The following is an 18,564-nucleotide window of genomic DNA, read 5'->3' as shown; positions in this document are numbered from 1 at the left end:
ACCCTTTTTTGTTTTTATAATAATTTAAAGCGTTATAATTTATTTACCCATCTGTTGTACCATAACTGGAACATCAACACCTGCCATAGCTTTTGATAGTTGACCTTCCTGCCAGCAAGGTATTCATCTCTTAAATGTACTATAGGCTTTGGATCAAATACTCCTGTTTTAGAAAGGCTGCTTTCACTTAAGAAATATTTCAATTGTTCCTGGAGATCTTCCTTAAACCATATAGTCAAAGGCGCAATAAAAGGACGCTTTGGCCTTTCCATCAATTCTTTAGGAATATATTTATGTACTACTTCTTTTAATAACCACTTGGTAACACCATTACGTATCTTAAAGTTGGAAGGCAATTGAGCAAGGTATTCAATGATCCTGTGATCAAGCATTGGTTCCCTGCCTTCAAGGCTTACAGACATTGTGGCCCTGTCTACCTTAACAAGGTTATTATCAACTAAAAAAGTCTTATAATCAACTGCCAACAATTTATTGGTAATGCCGGCATTTTTTTGAAGTTTATCCCCTTCTTCAAAAAAGGTGTTATATCTCTCAAAAGGCTTTCCAAGGAAAGTTTCCACCTCAGTCTCGGTAATGTACTGGCCAATATACTTCATAGCGGAAACCGGGTCCTTCTTTTGCCAGATCAACTTCATTTTTTCATAGCGTGTAGGGAAATTATATTTCTTATTGAAATAATAAATGCTTTCAGGATTTATTAAAGACATGGTCCCGCTTAAAAAAGTCTGCAGGGGCAATGGTATGCGGGATGTATATTTTTCAGCCTGGCTGAATTTGTGATATCCACCAAATATTTCATCTCCCCCATCAGCACTTAATGCTACAGTTACTTGCTCTCTTGCCAACTGGCTAACCAGAACTGTAGGAACCGTGCTGTTATCTGCAAATGGTTCATCATAAATTTCGGGAAGCTTACTTAATACTGCCCCAGCTTCCTTTGCAGATAAATACCATTCAGTATGATCTGTTCCCAGGTAATTAGCTATTTTTTTTGCTTCAGGAGCCTCATTGAATTCAGCTTCATGAAACCCGATTGTAAACGTTTTTAATCTTTCTGTCCGACCAGTTTGTAATAATGCAGCAACACTGCTGCTATCATAACCTCCACTTAAAAATATACCCACAGGAACATCTGCAACCATACGATATTCATAGGCATTTTTCAGAAGCTTATCAGTCTCCTCAATGGCTTCTGCATCAGAGATATTGATCTCTGGCTTATTATACTGATCAAACACATCCCAGTATTTTTTAAGCTGCATTTCTTTTGTTCTAAGATCAACTATCAAGAAATGCCCCGGGAGTAATTTATACGTACTATTAAAAATACAGTGAGGAGCAGGGATGTAACTAAATTGAAGAAATAAGGCCAGGCTATTGGTGTCTATGCTTTTTTCAAAGCGGGGATGTTCAAAAAGCCCTTTTAATTCTGAACCAAAAAGCAGAACGTTATTCTTCCAATAATAATATAATGGTTTCACTCCCGCCCTGTCCCTTATAAAAATGACCTGCTCTTTTTGTTTGTCATATAAGGCTATGGCAAACATTCCAATAAATTTATGTACTACATCAAGACCCCAACAATGATATCCTTTTAAAATGACCTCCGTATCAGACCATGAATTGAAATTATAGCCTTTATCAATCAGTTCCTGTCTTACCTCTTTAAAATTATATATCTCACCATTGAAATTTACAATGAAGTCATCAAAGTGCATTGGCTGATGGCCAAGAGGCGAAAGGTCAAGTATTGAAAGACGTCGTTGACCAAAACCAATCAACGCCTCCTTTGCTTCGTAGACTTCATAACCCGCATCGTCAGGACCTCTATGATCCATTGCGTCAGTCATTCTTCTTACTATCTCAATATCAGATGTCTTTTGAAAATCTATAAATCCGGCGATCCCACACATGGCTTCAGTTAAATTTAATTTTCGAGTTGAAATGCCAAAGAATTCCCTTCCAGAACCATTTTAAATGTTCTCCCTGTCTTTTTACCAGGTAGCTAAACGTATTCTTTGGTATAGTAAAAAATATAAAATATAGAACGAACACACTTAATCCAGGAATGGGAATATTTCTCCTCATAAATAATATTCGATTCCTGGTAAGATAGAATGTTTTCAGAGGACTCATTTTCCCAGTGGTCATTGATTCCTTATGGTAAATAAGTGCGGCGGGTTGGTAGTAAATTTTGAATCCCCTTTTTTTGATCTTTACAGACCAGTCAAGTTCTTCATAATACAGAAAAAAGTCTTCCGGCATCAGTCCAACTTCTTCAATGACTTTTCTACTTACCATCATTCCTCCACCATGTGCATAATTAGTTTCTTTTACTGCATTATATTGTCCCTCATCCTTTTCCCTGCAGCCAACCATTGAATTTCTGCCAGTAAAAATATTTACCGGGTTATAACCTGCATATTCAATGGTTCCTTTGGCAAAAAAATAATGAAACTTTGGGCAGACAACACCGGCATCAGGAAAACGATTAAAAGTATCTACCAGGCCTTCAATGAGGTCAGGAGTAAATTCAGTATCGTTGTTTACCAGGAATAAATAATCGCCGCTAGCCTGACGTATGCCTACATTATTACCAGCACTAAAACCAAGATTGCTATTATTGCGTATTACTTTAGCAGCAGGTAAAACTGATAAAAATGCTTTTGTCGGGTCCTCTGTGGAAGCATTATCTACAACTATGACTTCCAGATTTGGATAGGTGCAAAATTGTTTTATAGAACGAAGAAGATCGCAAGTAATCTCCTGGTTATTCCAATTAAGTGTAATAACAGAAACTCTTGGTTTGGGTGTAAGGGGTGATAACATTTTACATAAGGTTACTAGCAAATATAGGGCTCAGTATAACTTTTCACAATAAAATTACCATACCAAGCATGATTATAAAAGCCGCTTTTTACTTCAAAATACAGATAGTAAGAAATTATCTGATGACCTAAATGACAAAGGCTTTTATACTATTCAGATTCAATCTATTATGAAAAAGGCTCCCAATTGGGAGCCTTTTTATCATAATAAAAAGATATTATGCAATTTCAACATCAGCGCCAGCTTCTTTAAGCTTAGCAGCCAATTCTTCAGCGGTAGCTTTGTCCACACCTTCTTTGATTGGTTTTGGAGCGCCATCTACCAGGTCTTTTGCCTCTTTCAAACCTAATCCGGTTAAATCTTTAACGATTTTAACCACATTCAGTTTAGAAGCACCTGCGCTTTTCAGAATTACATTGAAAGTAGTTTTTTCTTCAGCAGCAGGAGCAGCACCACCTGCAGCAGGACCTGCTACAACTGTAGCGGCAGCTGGCTCGATGCCATATTCTGATTTTAAGAAATCAGCCAATTCCTGTACTTCTTTAACAGTAAGGCCTACTAATTGTTCTGCAAGATTTTTAACGTCTGCCATTTGATTTAAATTTTTTCCGACTTCACAGCTATTGCTCCGACGGAGGGTTTAAAAAAATTTGCCTTTATTGACCCTCAGGCCTGGGTTGTATGTTAGCTATTCAGGAATGCCAAATCTAATTTTGCTTTATCCTGAATAGTTCCACCATTTCTGGTTTAGATTATTCAGCTGCAGGAGCTTCAGTAGAAACACCTTCTGCTTGTTTTTCGTGGTGGTGCAATAAAGCAGCCAACACTCTTTTTGCAGGAGATTGCAACAAACCGATCACTTCACCGATCAATTCATTCTTGGTCTTGATCTGTGTCAGAGTTTTCAGGTTACTGTCACCGCTATAAATGTCTCCATTAATAAAAGCTGCTTTCAACTCTGGTTTTTCTCCTTTACTTTCGGAACGGAAAGAAGAAATGATCAAAGCAGGCTCTTTTGGGTTCTCTGAAAACATTAAGGCTGTTACGTTGTTCAATGAATCAAACATACCAGCATAGTTCTCATTGCCTAATGATTCCAGGGCTTTCCTGATCAGTGTATTTTTAGCCACTTTCATTTCAACATTCTTGTTGAAACATACGCGGCGAAGCTTAGATACCTGTTCTACGCTTAAAGATTCAGTATTTGTAACATAGAAGTTGTTGTATTGAGAAAATTTCTCTTTCAACGCTTCTATTACTTCATTTTTTTGTTCTTTAGTCATTATAATACGTTTTATCCGTGGTTAGGATTAGTGAACAAAAGTTTTAGTGTCTATAGCAATACCAGGGCTCATTGTACTGGCCATAGTTAAACCCTTTAGATAAGTTCCCTTAGCTGTTGCAGGCTTAGCCTTGATGATTGCATTAATTAATTCCTGGCTGTTGGCAGCAATTTTATCAGGACTGAAAGACACACGTCCAATTGAAGCATGGATTATACCTGCCTTATCAACTTTAAAGGCAATTTTACCACCTTTAACTTCATTTACTGCAGCAGCAACATCATTTGTAACAGTACCTGTTTTAGGGTTTGGCATCAGGTTACGAGGACCTAAAATTTTACCTAACCTACCTATTTTAGGCATTACAGCAGGTGTAGCCACAATAACATCTACATCTGTCCATCCACCTTCAATTTTTTGTACAAATTCATCTAAACCAACGAAATCAGCACCAGCACCTTTTGCTGCAGCTTCCTGGTCAGGACCACAAAGCACCAGTACTTTTTTTGTTTTACCAGTACCGTGAGGTAAAGTAACCGTTCCGCGGATAGCCTGGTCAGCTTTTTTAGGATCTACACCTAAACGTATATGTAAGTCAACAGAAGCATCAAACTTCGTTGTATTCACCTCTTTAACCAATGCAGAAGCATCTTTCAAAGAATAAGCTTTATTTGCATCAACCTTGGAGTTGATTGCTTTTCTTTTTTTAGGAATGAATGCCATTTTAATTCTTTTTAATTAGTTCAAAATTATTTTTGCCATGGAGCAGTTCCTTCAACCGTCAAACCCATACTGCGGGCAGTACCAGCTACCATGCTCATGGCGCTTTCCAATGTAAAGGCGTTAAGATCGGCCATTTTATCTTTTGCGATCTCTTCAACCTGTGACCAGGTTACCTTTCCTACTTTTTGACGATTAGGCTCTTTTGAACCACTTTGAATTTTTGCGGCATCCTTCAGTTGAACTGCTGCTGGTGGAGTTTTAATGACGAAGTCAAAAGACTTATCAGAATAAACAGTAAGTAATACAGGGAGAACTTTTCCCATTTTGTCTTGAGTCCTTGCATTGAATTGCTTACAGAATTCCATGATGTTAACACCTTTGGAACCTAATGCCGGACCAATTGGAGGTGCAGGATTAGCCTGGCCACCTTTGCACTGAAGCTTTACATAGCCAGTGATTTCTTTTGCCATTTTCTTCGATTTATTGGTTCAAGCGACCCTTCATCTCAGCGACTACCAGGTCTCCCAAATTCCTCATAACCCGTCTTGCGGGACAAAAAAGAACTAATTGGGGACGCAAAAGTAGATTATTTAGCTTTAAAAAGCAGCAATCTGTGTGACTTTTTTTGTTAAAGAGGCTTAAAACAGAATAGATAAAGAGCAATAAAAAGAAAAGCCATCCTGAATGAGGATGGCTTTATATTATAAGCTTATTTTATTAGCTGATCTTTTCTACCTGCATATAATTCAATTCGACAGGTGTAGAACGCCCGAAGATCTTTACTGTTACTTTTAATTTTTTCTTTTCATCATTTACCTCTTCAATCACACCATTAAAATCATTGAAAGGACCTTCTATAATCTTAATTGTCTCACCAACAATAAATGGCTCGCTCATGCTTACACCACCCGCTTCGGCCATTTCATCCATTTTACCGAGCATTTTATTTACCTCGGCTTTGCGTAAAGCAATTGGATTTTCCTTGCCTAGAAAATGGATAACATTAGAAGTATTTTTGATTACATCTCTAAGGTCATCGCTTAATTTACCATCAGCAATTTCAATCATTACATAACCGGGATAATAGTTACGCTCCCGCATTACTTTCTTTCCATTCTGAACCTTATATACTTTCTCAACCGGTAAAAAAACCTGCTTAACCACGTCGCTCCATCCACCTCTTGATACTTCCTTGTCAAGGTATTCTTTTACTTTTCGCTCCTTGCCACTTACAACACGCAGAACATACCACTTGGTTTCCTGTTGTTGCGGCTGTTGCGTATTTTGTGCTGTAGCTTCCATTTATTTGAACATTTTATAGATAAGATTCAACCCGCCTGCGGCTACAAAGTCCATAGCTCCTACCACTGCTGTTATCAGCAAAGTTGCCGCTAAAACGATCATAGTGGACTGCTGTAACTGTGTCCAGTTAGGCCAGGTTACCTTTTCCATTAATTCTTTATAAGAATCACGGAAATAATTAGATACTTTATTCATGGTTGCAATTTGGAAATCTGAAATGATCAACCTGGCATCTTACGAACCAAATCATTCATTTTCAAATCAAAATTAGCACGGGCAGAGAGATTCGAACTCCCATCAACGGTTTTGGAGACCGCTATTCTGCCATTGAACTATGCCCGTAGAAAGCTAAAAGCTATTAGCAAAGGCTAACAGCTTTTAGAATTATATTGCAAATATAGTGATCATTTGCAATCCGCCTTGGCGGATAAAGCTAAAAGCTTGTGGCTTAAAGCTTATTTTAAGATTTCGGTAACCTGACCGGCACCAACTGTACGACCACCTTCACGAATCGCAAACTTCAAACCTTTCTCCATCGCGATAGGCTGGATCAGTCTAACAGTTAATGAGGTATTATCACCAGGCATGATCATTTCCGTACCTGCTGGCAATTCTACTTCACCCGTAACGTCTGTAGTTCTGAAATAGAACTGAGGACGATATTTTTGGAAGAATGGAGTATGACGTCCACCTTCTTCTTTGCTTAATACGTAAACTTCACCTTTGAACTCAGTGTGAGGAGTGATAGAACCTGGCTTACAGATAACCATACCACGGCGGATCTGAGTTTTCTCAATTCCACGTAACAATAAACCTGCATTATCACCAGCTTCACCTTCATCCAATAACTTGCGGAACATTTCAACACCTGTACAAGTGGAGGTAAGTGGAGTTTCCTGTAAACCAACGATCTCAACACTTTCACCAACTTTGATGCGACCTCTCTCAATACGACCAGTAGCAACAGTACCACGACCAGTAATGGAGAATACGTCTTCAACTGACATCAGGAATGGTTGATCAACCGGGCGTGGAGGCAATGGAATGTAGCTATCTACAGCATCCATCAATTCTTCAACACCTTTAACCCATTTTTCTTCACCAGCTAAAGCACCGGTTGCAGAACCTTTGATAATTGGAGTATTATCTCCATCAAAACCATAAGAGCTCAATAATTCACGGATTTCCATTTCCACAAGCTCCAATAATTCAGGATCATCAACAAGGTCAACTTTATTCATAAATACCACAATACGAGGTACACCTACCTGGCGGGCAAGAAGGATGTGTTCCTTTGTTTGAGGCATAGGACCGTCTGTGGCAGCCACAACTAAAATAGCACCATCCATCTGGGCAGCACCTGTAATCATGTTCTTCACATAGTCAGCGTGACCAGGACAGTCAACGTGCGCATAGTGACGGTTTGCTGTTTGATATTCAACGTGAGCGGTATTGATGGTGATACCCCTTTCTTTTTCTTCAGGTGCACCGTCAATTTCATCATATTTTTTTGCTGTCGCTAATCCCTTTTTAGAAAGGATCTCAGTAATAGCGGCAGTCAATGTTGTTTTACCGTGGTCTACGTGACCGATGGTACCAACGTTAACGTGAGGTTTCTCCCTCTTAAAGGTCTCTTTAGACATTTTTATCGGTTTTTAGTTGTGGAGTTACAAATTTATTAAATTGAAAAACCTCCTATCATTTTTCAATGAATCGAAGGATACTTTATGTTTTCAGCAATGGAAACTCCAAACCTTCCATCACTTATTACATTTATGTTTTCATTACGCATCTGAATGCAAGCATTTCAAATACGAAAAGAAGAGCCGTTGATGAGAATTGAACTCACGACCTCTTCCTTACCAAGGAAGTGCTCTGCCCCTGAGCTACAACGGCTTTTGTCGGTTGACAGTTGACCATTGTTAGCAATCAGTGAAGAGCAATCATCAACTGTCACTATCACCGCTTGCATGTAGCAAGTCTGTCATCTTACCTGGAGCGGAAGACCGGGCTCGAACCGGCCACCTATAGCTTGGAAGGCTATCGCTCTACCAAATGAGCTACTTCCGCTTATCAAAATGCAAATGCGTCAAGATGCAACAATCAACTGTAATGCAAAAATGCACGCGATTTAAAAGAACTTAATTCAAAAAAACAATAAGTACATAATAAAATGACTGATTGCATTTTTGATTCGGTGGGCAGGAGTGGATTCGAACCACTGAAGTCGAAAGACAGCGGATTTACAGTCCGCCCCATTTGGCCGCTCTGGAACCTGCCCCTCTGAGAAATTATTCCTGAGCCACTTGTCGGAATCGAACCAACGACCTACTGATTACAAATCAGTTGCTCTACCAGCTGAGCTAAAGTGGCAAGTTTTTAATAATCAACAAAGAACTACCCCTTTTTTTGGGAAGGCAAAGGTAAAGGAAAATGACAATTGAAAAAATATTGATGAGAAAAAAATTCTATTATCCTGAAAATAAAAAGACCCCGGGGTGCCGGGGTCTATAATTAACTAAGCTGCTTGCTTTTCTTTTTTCTTTTTTATTTGTTGTACAATGGCTTCCAGTGCTTCATCAAAAGAAGCCTCAAATGACTTGCTTGTTGTTTTTACAAAAAAATCTGATTTCGGAACATGTACCCTGATTTCTGCAATCTTATCTTTAATTGTATGAACTACATTATCTAAGATCAGAAAGACATCCACTTTGATGATCCGGTCATGGTATTGCTGTAACTTCTCAATTTTCTTAGTTACATAATCTATCAGTTTGCTGTCTGCATCAAAATGAATTGCTTGAACATGAACAATCATAGAAATTGATTTAAGCTGTGAAAAAATGATTCAAAGAACTACTTCATTTGGGTTTTGTGTCCGATATGAAGTTAAACCATAACCCATTTTTTACCAAGAAGATTAAGCATTTATTTAAGGATCCTGGTCAATTTTATGCTTTAGGATGTGATTTTTTATATATCTCTTTCAATTTCTCAATAGTGTTGTGGGTATAAACCTGGGTAGCGGCTAAACTGCTATGTCCTAATAGTTCCTTTACGGCATTCAGATCAGCACCGTTATTCATCAGGTGGGTGGCAAAACTATGTCTCAATACGTGTGGGCTACGTTTCTCTGCTGTAGTAACCAGGCTTAAATACCTGGTTACAATTGTATAAACTTTCCGGGCACCCAGTTGTCGTCCGGTATCTGTGTGCAGCACATATTCCTTTTCGAAATTTGGAAATTCCTGGTCTGAACCAAGTATGTATTCTTGCAAAGAACTTTTCAAATCCGGACTTATTGGAATAATACGTTCCTTATTCCCCTTTCCTAAAACTTTAATGGACTGGTTAGCAAAATTGACCTGGTTTCTTTTAAGGTTGATCAGCTCACTTAACCGCATCCCGGTATTGTAAAATAAAATAATAAGGAGTTTGTCCGTTTTTCCTGCCCAGTCATCAGAAAATTCAACATGTTTGATTAAAGTTTCAAGATCCTTTTGCTTAATAAATTCAGGTAACCGCTGTTGGTTTTTAGGGGCAATTACCTTCCCCATTGGACTCTGGCTAATCTCCCCTCTTTTGAGATTATATTTAAAAAAAGACTTTAAACTTGAAATTTTCCTGTTTATTGACCTTGCCGTTAATCCTTCATCTTTTAAAGAAGCCAGCCAGCTCCTTATATACAAATGTGATAAAGAGTTCAACGGAGTATCTCCATATTGATGGAGTATATAATCAAAAAAAGAAATCAGATCTCCCTGGTAAGAAATTATAGTATGCTGCGAGTACCGTTTTTCAAATTTCAGGTAATCAATAAAAGGTTGGATAATTGGATGAGGTATCTGCATAAAACAATAGCTGCAAAGTACAAAATACCTTGCAGCTATACTATATATTGAAGAGGTAAAAGCTTATTTTAAGCTTCGATCTTACCGCTTGCTATTTTTTGCTTGTAAACAGCCTTCAACACTTGGTTTCTGCGCTGAACAGAAGGCTTGGTGAATGATTGCCTTTCACGCAACTGCAATAAGATCTTAGCTTTTTCGAATTTCTTTTTATATTTCTTTAAAGCTTTATCTATGTTTTCGCAGTCCTTTGAATCAATAATAAGCATGCTATATACCTCCTTTAAATTGTTTTAGGGTGGGCAAAGATAAGGTTCTAAAAGGTTTTAATCCAAAATAAAATGTAAAAACTACCGAATTTTACCTCATGTTTACAGGCATTATTGAAAGTACAGGCATAATTACAGATATTACTATTTCAGGCACCAATAAGAGTTTTTGGATAAAATCTACTATTTCGTCAGAACTTAGGGTCGATCAAAGTGTTGCACACAATGGAGTCTGCCTTACTGTGGAGGAAATTGAATCCGACCGTCATAAAGTAACAGCTGTTGCTGAAACATTAAATAAAACAGAATTAAATTACTGGGCTCCCGGAAGCATTATTAACCTGGAAAGAAGCCTGTTACTTTCGGGCAGGATGGATGGTCATTTCGTCCAGGGTCATGTGGACACAACGGGTACCTGCAAAAATATTAAAGACAAATCAGGGAGCTTTGAATTTGAATTTGCCTTTCCAAAAAAGTTTGCTCCATTGATTATTGAAAAAGGATCCATTTGTATAAATGGTATTAGCTTGACCGCTTTTGAGGTGAAAAAAGGTTCATTTAAAGTTGCCATTATACCATATACTTACGAACATACCAATCTTCGGAATTTAAAGGAAAAAGGTAAAGTCAACCTGGAATTTGATATGATTGGGAAGTATATTCTTAGAAAAATGATACTGAAAAATTAAAATAACATTATACTTTAGAATTTAAGTTTTCCTCATTCCACCAGAATTTACTCCATGCAAATACAAACTGCTTCAAGGGTGTATTACCCTACACTCAATATCGCAAGGGGTTTCGCTATTTCTATTGTCCTTTTATATCACTTATTTTGGTATTCCAGCTTTTTTCGATTTGGTTGGATAGGAGTAGATTTATTTTTCGTGCTTTCAGGTTATCTCATTACAGACATCCTCTTGCGTACAAGAGAAAATAAATTTTATTTTTCTGATTTTTATATAAAAAGGATTTTAAGAATTTTACCTCTCTACTATCTAACGTTATTAATATTTTTCACCCTTTCACCTATATTTTTTTTAAACAAATCACTCGATTCTACATTTACTTATTACAGTCAGAATCAGAGTTGGTTTTGGCTATTTATGCAAAACTGGTTAATGATTTTTAAAGGTTCTCCACCTGAACCCTATTTAACCCATTTATGGTCTCTTGCCATTGAAGAACAATTCTATATTATATGGCCAATTATAATATTGATTATCAACAAAATTAAAACACTAAAAAAAATTATTGGAGTATTAATTGGACTAGCAATATTGTTTCGGGTTTGTATTTGGATGATAAATCCTCACGCAGTGGAAGCATATTATTATAATACTTTTACAAGAATGGATAATTTGCTAATAGGAAGTTTAATATCAATTCAATTATGGCAGGAAAAAGTAATTCCAAAATCAATAATCAAATTAATTTTTTCAAGCTTTTTTACATTAATAATATGCAGCGTTTCCATCTATGGAAATGTTAAACAAGACAATTTTCTCTTTCCCACCATTGGCTATAGTATAACTGCTGCTTTTTTTGGATGTATTATTTATCTACTTATAACCAATGAATCCAAATTAAACTTTTGGATCAAAAATCTCTATATATTGAATTACTTAGGGAAAATATCTTATGGCCTTTATGTTTTCCATTTACCTGTTTATCTAGTTATTGCCTATTTACTTTCACATTATTCGATCACATTCTTGCCATTAATATTAAAATCATCATTATCAATCTCTATATTAAGCCTATTGGCAACTTTTGTCTTAAGCCTCGCCAGTTTTTATCTATTGGAAAAACCTGTGTTAGATCTTAAAAAATATTTAGTAAAAAATTATTAGTAATAATTCACATTACGCATTTCATAATGGAACTTTTATACATCTCCAGGTGGTTTAATTTAAAAAAGAGTTTAATATTACTTGGAATATTATGGTTACTAATTCATTTATTTTTATTCTGGCGTTTTGGGATTGAAACTCAATTCGAAGCAACAAAATATATCGAACAGGCAAACTCATTATTAGAGAACGGAGGTTTTACATCTAAAAATTTTATCTTCTATTCGATTCAAATCCTGCTTATTGTCATAAGCAAATCAACAAATACTTTCCCCTGGTTGGTAGTACTAATACAATTGGTGCTAAATGGCCTGTCCATGTTATTGTTCTATAAACTAAGTGTATTTTTTACTAAAAATCACTTTAGATCCTTTCTCATAACTGCCATATTATTATGCATGATCTATTACCAGGTATATAATCTATATCTTTTTACAGAGTCATTGTATTTTAGCCTTGGGATCATTTACACTTATATACTTTTCACCATTACTAAGCTATCCTTAAAAAATATCTGTGTGTTATTTATTGGACTTAGCTTATTATATTTTACCAGACCAACAGGGGTATTTTTTTTACCAGCCACACTCATTTATATTGTTTTCCAATTTTATAAAAAAAAAGCATTTTATCTTTTATCTCTTTTCTTAGTCATAGGAATTTTATTGTTCTTTTTTTTAATTAATATAACACTAAACTCAGGCGGAGAATTAGATTTTCTGAAGCCTTACAATTATGAAATGATTATTTGTGGCATTCCAACAATAAAAATCCCTAATAACATTGCAAATAATATTGGTAATAATGAAATCGGGAAGCTATGGTTCATCATAACAAACCATACAACACTATTTATAAGTTTGGCATTTAAAAGACTAATAACTTTTTATGGTGTAATTCGAAATTACTATGCCTTACCCCACAACATTTTTATAGCAATCTTATTTTATACAACCTACGTTTTAGGTATTTTGAATTTAAAAAATCAAATAAGATATTTTCTACCTCAAACAATCTACTTTATTTGTCTTATCTTTCTCGTTACGGTTACAGTCATACTTTCTTGTGATGAATGGCATAACAGATTTATCTTAAGTTTACTACCATTTTTTTTATTGATGTCCAGTAATGTATCAATGAAAATACCATGTAAGAATTAATCGCCATCTTACTAATTACCTTCAAACTTAAAAAACAATAGCTTTCCTTTAAGAAGGAAAGCTATTGTACTAACTATACAAAAGTTTCAATAATAATTATCTCATTAGGTACATTTTGCCATATCCCTTATTGAAGTATTTATCCAGGTCATAAGCCTTTCCATTAGTATCCAATTGATTGAACTTATCTAATGATTTACCATTTAAATTAGTTACCACTCTGTACAAATAAATTCCATTGCCCAATTTCTGCCCATATTGATCCGTTCCATCCCATTTGAATTCTGTAATGTTTCGACCAACCCGAAGCGGACCTAATTCGTCTTTTGTGATCTCCCTGACAATTTTACCCGTAACAGTTAATATTTGAATTTTTATATTCTGAGGTACTTCACTTCCAGTTATCGTAAATACAAATGCCGTTGATGTGGTAAATGGATTTGGGTAATTCAACATATTTGATATCATCGCCTTATTAAAAACCTGGAACGATACTCTGTATTGCAAGGCACCTGCCTGGTTTTGGCTCATATCTTTACCTGTTACCAGAAGCTCGTAATCTCCATCCTGGTCAAAGAATGGTTTTACAGTTAGTGTGGCTGTATTATTAAAACTTGGAGCTTGTTGCGCCGGGGTATATTGCATCGTTGTTCCATCAAAACTGTAGTCTTGTAAATGACCATCAGGGAAACGCACCTGAACCTTCATGGTTGATGTATCATTCAAAAGAAACCATTTAGCCTCATCCTTTAATTTGATTATTATATCAGGACGTGCAGATACAATGTCATGATTTAAAATATGAACATTATCAAATGTTACATCCATAACCGGATTTATTGTATCCGGGCGCACATAGAATGCTTTATAAAATACATTATTGAAATGATATTGTTCCGGCTGATCATTATTGGGGTTTACCTCAACCAAAACAGAGTTGTTACCTGCTAATTTTCTGGTATCCAGTGGATTATTAATAAGTAATGTGTCATTTTTAATTAATGCCTTCTGTTTCCAGACAGGCATCGTATGTATGACATTATTTTTATCAGTTATTGTAGCTTTTATTTTGATACTATCAGAAAAATCAACATCACTCACATTTTTAAAAGCTATTTTAAAATTTAAAGGTTCAGCAATATCCAAAGTATCAGACATGCTATAATAAATATTTGGTGCAACTGCCCCCTCAGGAGCAGGGTCATTTAATATTCTCCAATAACCCAATTGAAAAGGAGTATAATTGGTCGTATCTATATTGCGCATGTGCAATTCCAGGAAAGGATATTGCCTGGCATTGATTGTAGAAATATCAAATGTTTGCTGATTTAAATGTATATCCTTGAATAATGTTTCTGACTTCCCGCTTAATGTAAGTCCTATAATGTTAATAACAGGATCATCACCTGCAGTTGAATCTGTTGTCTTTCCTGCCCAAATTAATTGCTTCCATGCTTTAGCGGGGCCAAATTGCGGAGATGTGATAAATCCGATTGTATCCTTTGTATTGCATGTAGCAGCCAATGTGATTTTATCATATAAACCCTGGCTAAATGAATACTTGGATTGAAATTCTGTACCATTATCTTTCTTATAGATAAATATCCATGCTCTTGGCCTGTTAAATGAATCAATATCGGTAAATCCCTGGTTATATAACCTATGATAAATACTATTTCCTGCACCTAAATAACTGGTATCATTCCTCCAGGTTGCAGGATAGGTATTACTTGACATTTCTGTACCAGAAGTGTTTCTAACTATCACAAAAAATCCTTTGGGAATTAAATCTAAAAACTCAACAAGCTTCCTTCGTTTATTTGTATCAAGAATATTAAATTGAAAATTATATTTCCTATCGTCTGCACAAACAGGGTCACTTCCATACCTGCTTGAACCTGCAGTTGAATTTAACCAGGGCTGAAAGGTGCGGGAATCTATTACATTCACAATAATATTTCCTATCCCACAAACACTTCTCATATATGCATCCCCGTTTATAGCTACCGAAAAGTCTACAGCAAAATTTGCAGCAGTCGGGAATACTCCATTCCTGACAAATACATCACTTGTACTATTATTATAACTCCAGCTTCTAGAACTGGAATCCAGGCTAATATTTTCTGTGCCGGATTTTAAATGCTGGTAAAAATGAGATTGATTGAACCCTGGTCCACTGTTAGGTAAATAAATAAAAGAGGCTGTATTCCAGGCAAAAGGCCCTGATGTGGGGACTGGTGCTACCCTCCAGTAATATACGGTGCTGTCAGTAAAGCTAATTCCCGGATCAAACTCCATAACGCCGCCAGCCTGCGTAATGGATTTTGTTATTTTAAAAGGCGAATTAAACAGCTCTGTTGTATCCATTTCCATTTTGTATTCCTTACTTGGACTGAATGCATTAGCTGTAGAAGCGAACATTTTGATATTGTTCTTATTAAGGATGGCATAGTTATAAGGATAAATGGGTCGGGCTTCATCCTCATAAATCATTATATCCTTTGTAACACTATTATTTGTTTCAAATAATTCGTCCACTTCATTATCCGGATCTACTGTTACTATAATTTTATTCAATCCTTTATCATGGATTGGATCGATTGGAATCGTTAGAGATACAGAATCCTGAAACCTGGAAAAGTTTGAAAATGTCCTTTCCGAAGTTTTAAAAATTGTATCCCTTTTAATTTCTACTATAGATTGATCTGGATATTGGCGTTTTACTTCAACAATTATATTATCCTTTACAGCCTTCCCCAGGTTTAAAGATTTTATATCTACTTTGAAAGAGGCATCTGCCACCGATACAAATCCTGGTGTGACTTTTACCATTTGATCTTCGATTACATAATCAGCCTTAGAAGGAGAATTTATAGTTATCGCTGGATCACCATGAAGCTCGCTTTCTTCAACATTAGCCCTGGCATAAAAATCTTCCTGGGATTGAGCACTAAATACATCTTCAGCTGTTTTCTTCATGATCTCCCCGATACTTTTTCCGTAGCTGGTATTACTGATCCTTTTATATGCCCGGGAATTCCATATGTCCAGGTATTGAACAATGCCAAAATGCGTACTGGAAATAAACCCGATAGTTCCACGATTTGGATATAATACATACTTTTCTGATAGAGTTTCTTTCGTTATAAAACGAGTAGGATTATAACTGAAGAAATTACCGGCATTACATCCTAAACCTATAAATAATGGATATTTACCCTGGTTGGAATAGTTTTCTGGATTGTCCAAGTTAAACTCCAAAGTACTGGCAGATGAATGCCCAAAATAGGTTATTAAACTTGTTCCATTATTTATTAAATCTGTGAGATCCTGGCTATTTAATTGTTGCACGGCATCTGCAGAACTTTTGGAAAAAGTTGAAACGTTAGCACCATAGAGCGTGTCAATAATAATTTTTCGGAACCCTTCCATTGACTGGGATAATATATTTCCAAGGTTATCGTCACTGGCACCAACAATATGGATCACATTCTTCATCCATTTTCTATCTGAAGAAGGCGATTGATTGGCTTGAGCCTGTTCGTATTCCTTTACTTTATTCAGGTATACAGATACTTCCTGGGGATAAACAACAGATATTCGACCTATAGGTATTTCAGGAATAGAACTTCCCGGCTCCGCTGTCAATAAAATATCCGATGCAGGCCATCCAAATGTGGGTACAAGATTTAACCGGTCCAGGTTGGACTTTACAGTTGGGTCTGTACTGTTTTCAAATGCCTTTTGATGCAGATAATAAACGCCACTGCCAATAATAAATACGTGCTTAGGTAATACTGTATAGGTCTTCCTGGCAAATCGAATAAAGTTCCTGATACCTAAAGGATGTTTTTTTATTCCAAATGCAAACTGGTCTATCAATTCATCGGACAGGTATATTTTAGCATCAAATGATCCTCCTGCTGCTGAACTTCTGTAAGCCCTATAATCTTCAACAGGATTCCCATTAGGTCCATTAAATAAATATGGGTGTGAAATAATCAGGTAATCTCCCACCTGGTCTGGCTTACTATAATCCTTAAATAAAATATTTTGAAGTCGGGAAACGGTGTTGATATTTGACGCATCCTCACTTACTAATATTAATCTGTGTATAATATCTGAAGAGGGCAAAACAAATTTTAATAACGGTGCAGCTGATATATCCGCTACATACCTTTTATCATTTGAAAGATCATAGAGAATGGGTGCAGTATTTCCAAAAAGGAAATTAGAAATTTCAAGATTATAACCAGTACTGTTTGCAGGAAGAATAAACTCAAAATTGCTGCTTCCGCCGAAATTAAACATCCTTGGATAATTCAATTCATATTTATGAATTACAATTCTATCTGTTTGACATGGCAGATCTGTAGGGCACTCAACATAAGCAATGTTTTTAATGCTTATAGTAGCTGAACTAGATGATATACTTGATAAATTAAAAGTAGCCGAATCAATTACAGAGTTATATTCAATAAATTGATTTCCCACTATGGAATCGCCATTTATAGATGCTGTATAACGTCTTAAATAATTAGCATTTCCAGAGATTGCTATTTTGAATGAAGGTGATGGTGCACCAGCACCTGTATAAACAAATAAATTGTTTAAAGTTGAAGCATTGCTACCATAAGATATGCCGCTTGTAGAAGCAGAGGTCACTATATCTGCAGATGACCAGCCTTCACCTTTATCATAGGAAGATGAATATAAGTTTTCGCCTACATTAACGGCCTTTCCATTATTGATTTTATCCTTAAAATGTTTGGCAGCTGTGTAAATAAAGTAGGGTTCTACAGGTAATGTTGTTCCGGATACATCATTATTATCATTAACTATTCTACGGTTATTGGTTATTGATGTATTTGATGTTAAAAAATAGGTAGAAGTGTCAGTGGATAAGCTCCACTTATCATCAACCTGGTATTCCGGTCGCCTGTATAATTGCTTATCTGGTATTCCATCGTTCATTTGTCCCCAAAACTCAATGTATGCACCTACAGGAAATGCCCCTGAAGCAACAGAAGTATATATGGGTACCTGGACACCATTTCGCCATAGCTGAAATTGCTCGGCAGGAACTGCACCCAAACCCGCACTATCCAACAAGGTTTTGGATATTCGAAAAAGGCCGTCTTTTCCAACTTTAAATTTATAGTAAGACTTTGAAAAGTCTTGAATCCATTCGTTATTGTATACCTGAGCCTTAGCCATAAAGCTGCAGATTACCAATAAACCAAATAGAAATTTTTTCATGAAATATAGTTTTGAAG

At 36.1% G+C, this 18,564-nt stretch carries 15 protein-coding genes and 5 tRNA genes; 2 read left to right on the top strand and 18 right to left on the bottom strand.

Translation table 11 applies throughout. From position 1 onward, the window contains the following. Positions 1-32 precede the first annotated feature (32 nt). The 17 genes from asnB to rpsU form a co-directional block, all read right to left on the bottom strand. Positions 33-1,934: an asparagine synthase (glutamine-hydrolyzing) gene (asnB, locus tag BP74_RS13560; protein WP_496374887.1), complete on the bottom strand. Its 1,902-nt coding sequence runs from the start codon at positions 1,932-1,934 to the stop codon at positions 33-35. A gap of 4 nt (positions 1,935-1,938) precedes the next feature. Then, complete coding sequence (locus BP74_RS13555) at positions 1,939-2,850, bottom strand: glycosyltransferase family 2 protein (protein WP_496374886.1); 912 nt, start codon at positions 2,848-2,850, stop codon at positions 1,939-1,941. Positions 2,851-3,067: 217 nt separating this feature from the next. Continuing rightward, a complete protein-coding gene (gene rplL, locus BP74_RS13550; protein ID WP_072836481.1) occupies positions 3,068-3,442 on the bottom strand; it encodes a 50S ribosomal protein L7/L12 in 375 nt (124 codons plus the stop codon). A 160-nt stretch (positions 3,443-3,602) separates the two neighbouring features. Then, positions 3,603-4,133 (bottom strand): 50S ribosomal protein L10, encoded by a 531-nt coding sequence (gene rplJ, locus BP74_RS13545; protein WP_496374885.1) that lies wholly within the window; start codon positions 4,131-4,133, stop codon positions 3,603-3,605. A 27-nt stretch (positions 4,134-4,160) separates the two neighbouring features. After that, on the bottom strand, positions 4,161-4,856 hold the full coding sequence (rplA, locus tag BP74_RS13540) for a 50S ribosomal protein L1 (protein WP_496374884.1): 696 nt from the start codon (positions 4,854-4,856) through the stop codon (positions 4,161-4,163). 26 nt (positions 4,857-4,882) lie between these two features. After that, complete coding sequence (gene rplK / locus BP74_RS13535; protein WP_496374883.1) at positions 4,883-5,326, bottom strand: 50S ribosomal protein L11; 444 nt, start codon at positions 5,324-5,326, stop codon at positions 4,883-4,885. A gap of 247 nt (positions 5,327-5,573) precedes the next feature. Further along, a complete protein-coding gene (gene nusG, locus BP74_RS13530; protein WP_496374882.1) occupies positions 5,574-6,158 on the bottom strand; it encodes a transcription termination/antitermination protein NusG in 585 nt (194 codons plus the stop codon). Continuing rightward, positions 6,159-6,353, bottom strand: a complete 195-nt coding sequence (gene secE, locus BP74_RS13525) for a preprotein translocase subunit SecE (protein ID WP_072836476.1) — start codon at positions 6,351-6,353, stop codon at positions 6,159-6,161. A gap of 76 nt (positions 6,354-6,429) precedes the next feature. Continuing rightward, positions 6,430-6,500, bottom strand: a tRNA-Trp gene (locus tag BP74_RS13520). 113 nt (positions 6,501-6,613) lie between these two features. Next, entirely contained in the window at positions 6,614-7,801 is a 1,188-nt protein-coding gene (gene tuf, locus BP74_RS13515) for an elongation factor Tu (RefSeq protein WP_496374881.1), read from the bottom strand. Positions 7,802-7,982: 181 nt separating this feature from the next. Beyond that, positions 7,983-8,054: transfer RNA gene (locus BP74_RS13510), tRNA-Thr, on the bottom strand. A gap of 98 nt (positions 8,055-8,152) precedes the next feature. Further along, a tRNA-Gly gene (locus BP74_RS13505) sits at positions 8,153-8,228 on the bottom strand. Between the two features lie 128 nt (positions 8,229-8,356). After that, positions 8,357-8,439, bottom strand: a tRNA-Tyr gene (locus BP74_RS13500). Between the two features lie 19 nt (positions 8,440-8,458). Next, positions 8,459-8,531, bottom strand: a tRNA-Thr gene (locus BP74_RS13495). A gap of 145 nt (positions 8,532-8,676) precedes the next feature. Beyond that, positions 8,677-8,976 carry an HPF/RaiA family ribosome-associated protein gene (locus BP74_RS13490; protein ID WP_072836474.1) on the bottom strand — a complete coding sequence of 100 codons (300 nt, stop codon included), beginning with the start codon at positions 8,974-8,976 and terminating at the stop codon, positions 8,677-8,679. 133 nt (positions 8,977-9,109) lie between these two features. Further along, positions 9,110-10,009 (bottom strand): tyrosine-type recombinase/integrase, encoded by a 900-nt coding sequence (locus BP74_RS13485; protein ID WP_496374880.1) that lies wholly within the window; start codon positions 10,007-10,009, stop codon positions 9,110-9,112. Between the two features lie 68 nt (positions 10,010-10,077). Next, positions 10,078-10,275, bottom strand: coding sequence for a 30S ribosomal protein S21 (gene rpsU / locus BP74_RS13480; RefSeq protein ID WP_496374879.1), 198 nt, complete (start codon positions 10,273-10,275; stop codon positions 10,078-10,080). 98 nt (positions 10,276-10,373) lie between these two features. On the opposite strand from rpsU, the gene BP74_RS13475 reads away from it, so the two are divergent. Next, a complete protein-coding gene (locus BP74_RS13475) occupies positions 10,374-10,964 on the top strand; it encodes a riboflavin synthase (RefSeq protein ID WP_496374878.1) in 591 nt (196 codons plus the stop codon). A 54-nt stretch (positions 10,965-11,018) separates the two neighbouring features. Further along, positions 11,019-12,128: an acyltransferase family protein gene (locus tag BP74_RS13470; protein WP_496374877.1), complete on the top strand. Its 1,110-nt coding sequence runs from the start codon at positions 11,019-11,021 to the stop codon at positions 12,126-12,128. A gap of 1,256 nt (positions 12,129-13,384) precedes the next feature. Here BP74_RS13470 and porU2 read toward each other — a convergent pair. Further along, positions 13,385-18,547 carry a putative type IX secretion system sortase PorU2 gene (porU2, locus tag BP74_RS13465; RefSeq protein ID WP_496374876.1) on the bottom strand — a complete coding sequence of 1,721 codons (5,163 nt, stop codon included), beginning with the start codon at positions 18,545-18,547 and terminating at the stop codon, positions 13,385-13,387. Positions 18,548-18,564 lie beyond the last annotated feature (17 nt).

Source organism: Flavisolibacter ginsengiterrae DSM 18136 (assembly GCF_059568575.1).
This window is presented reverse-complemented; position numbering and strand designations above follow the sequence as displayed.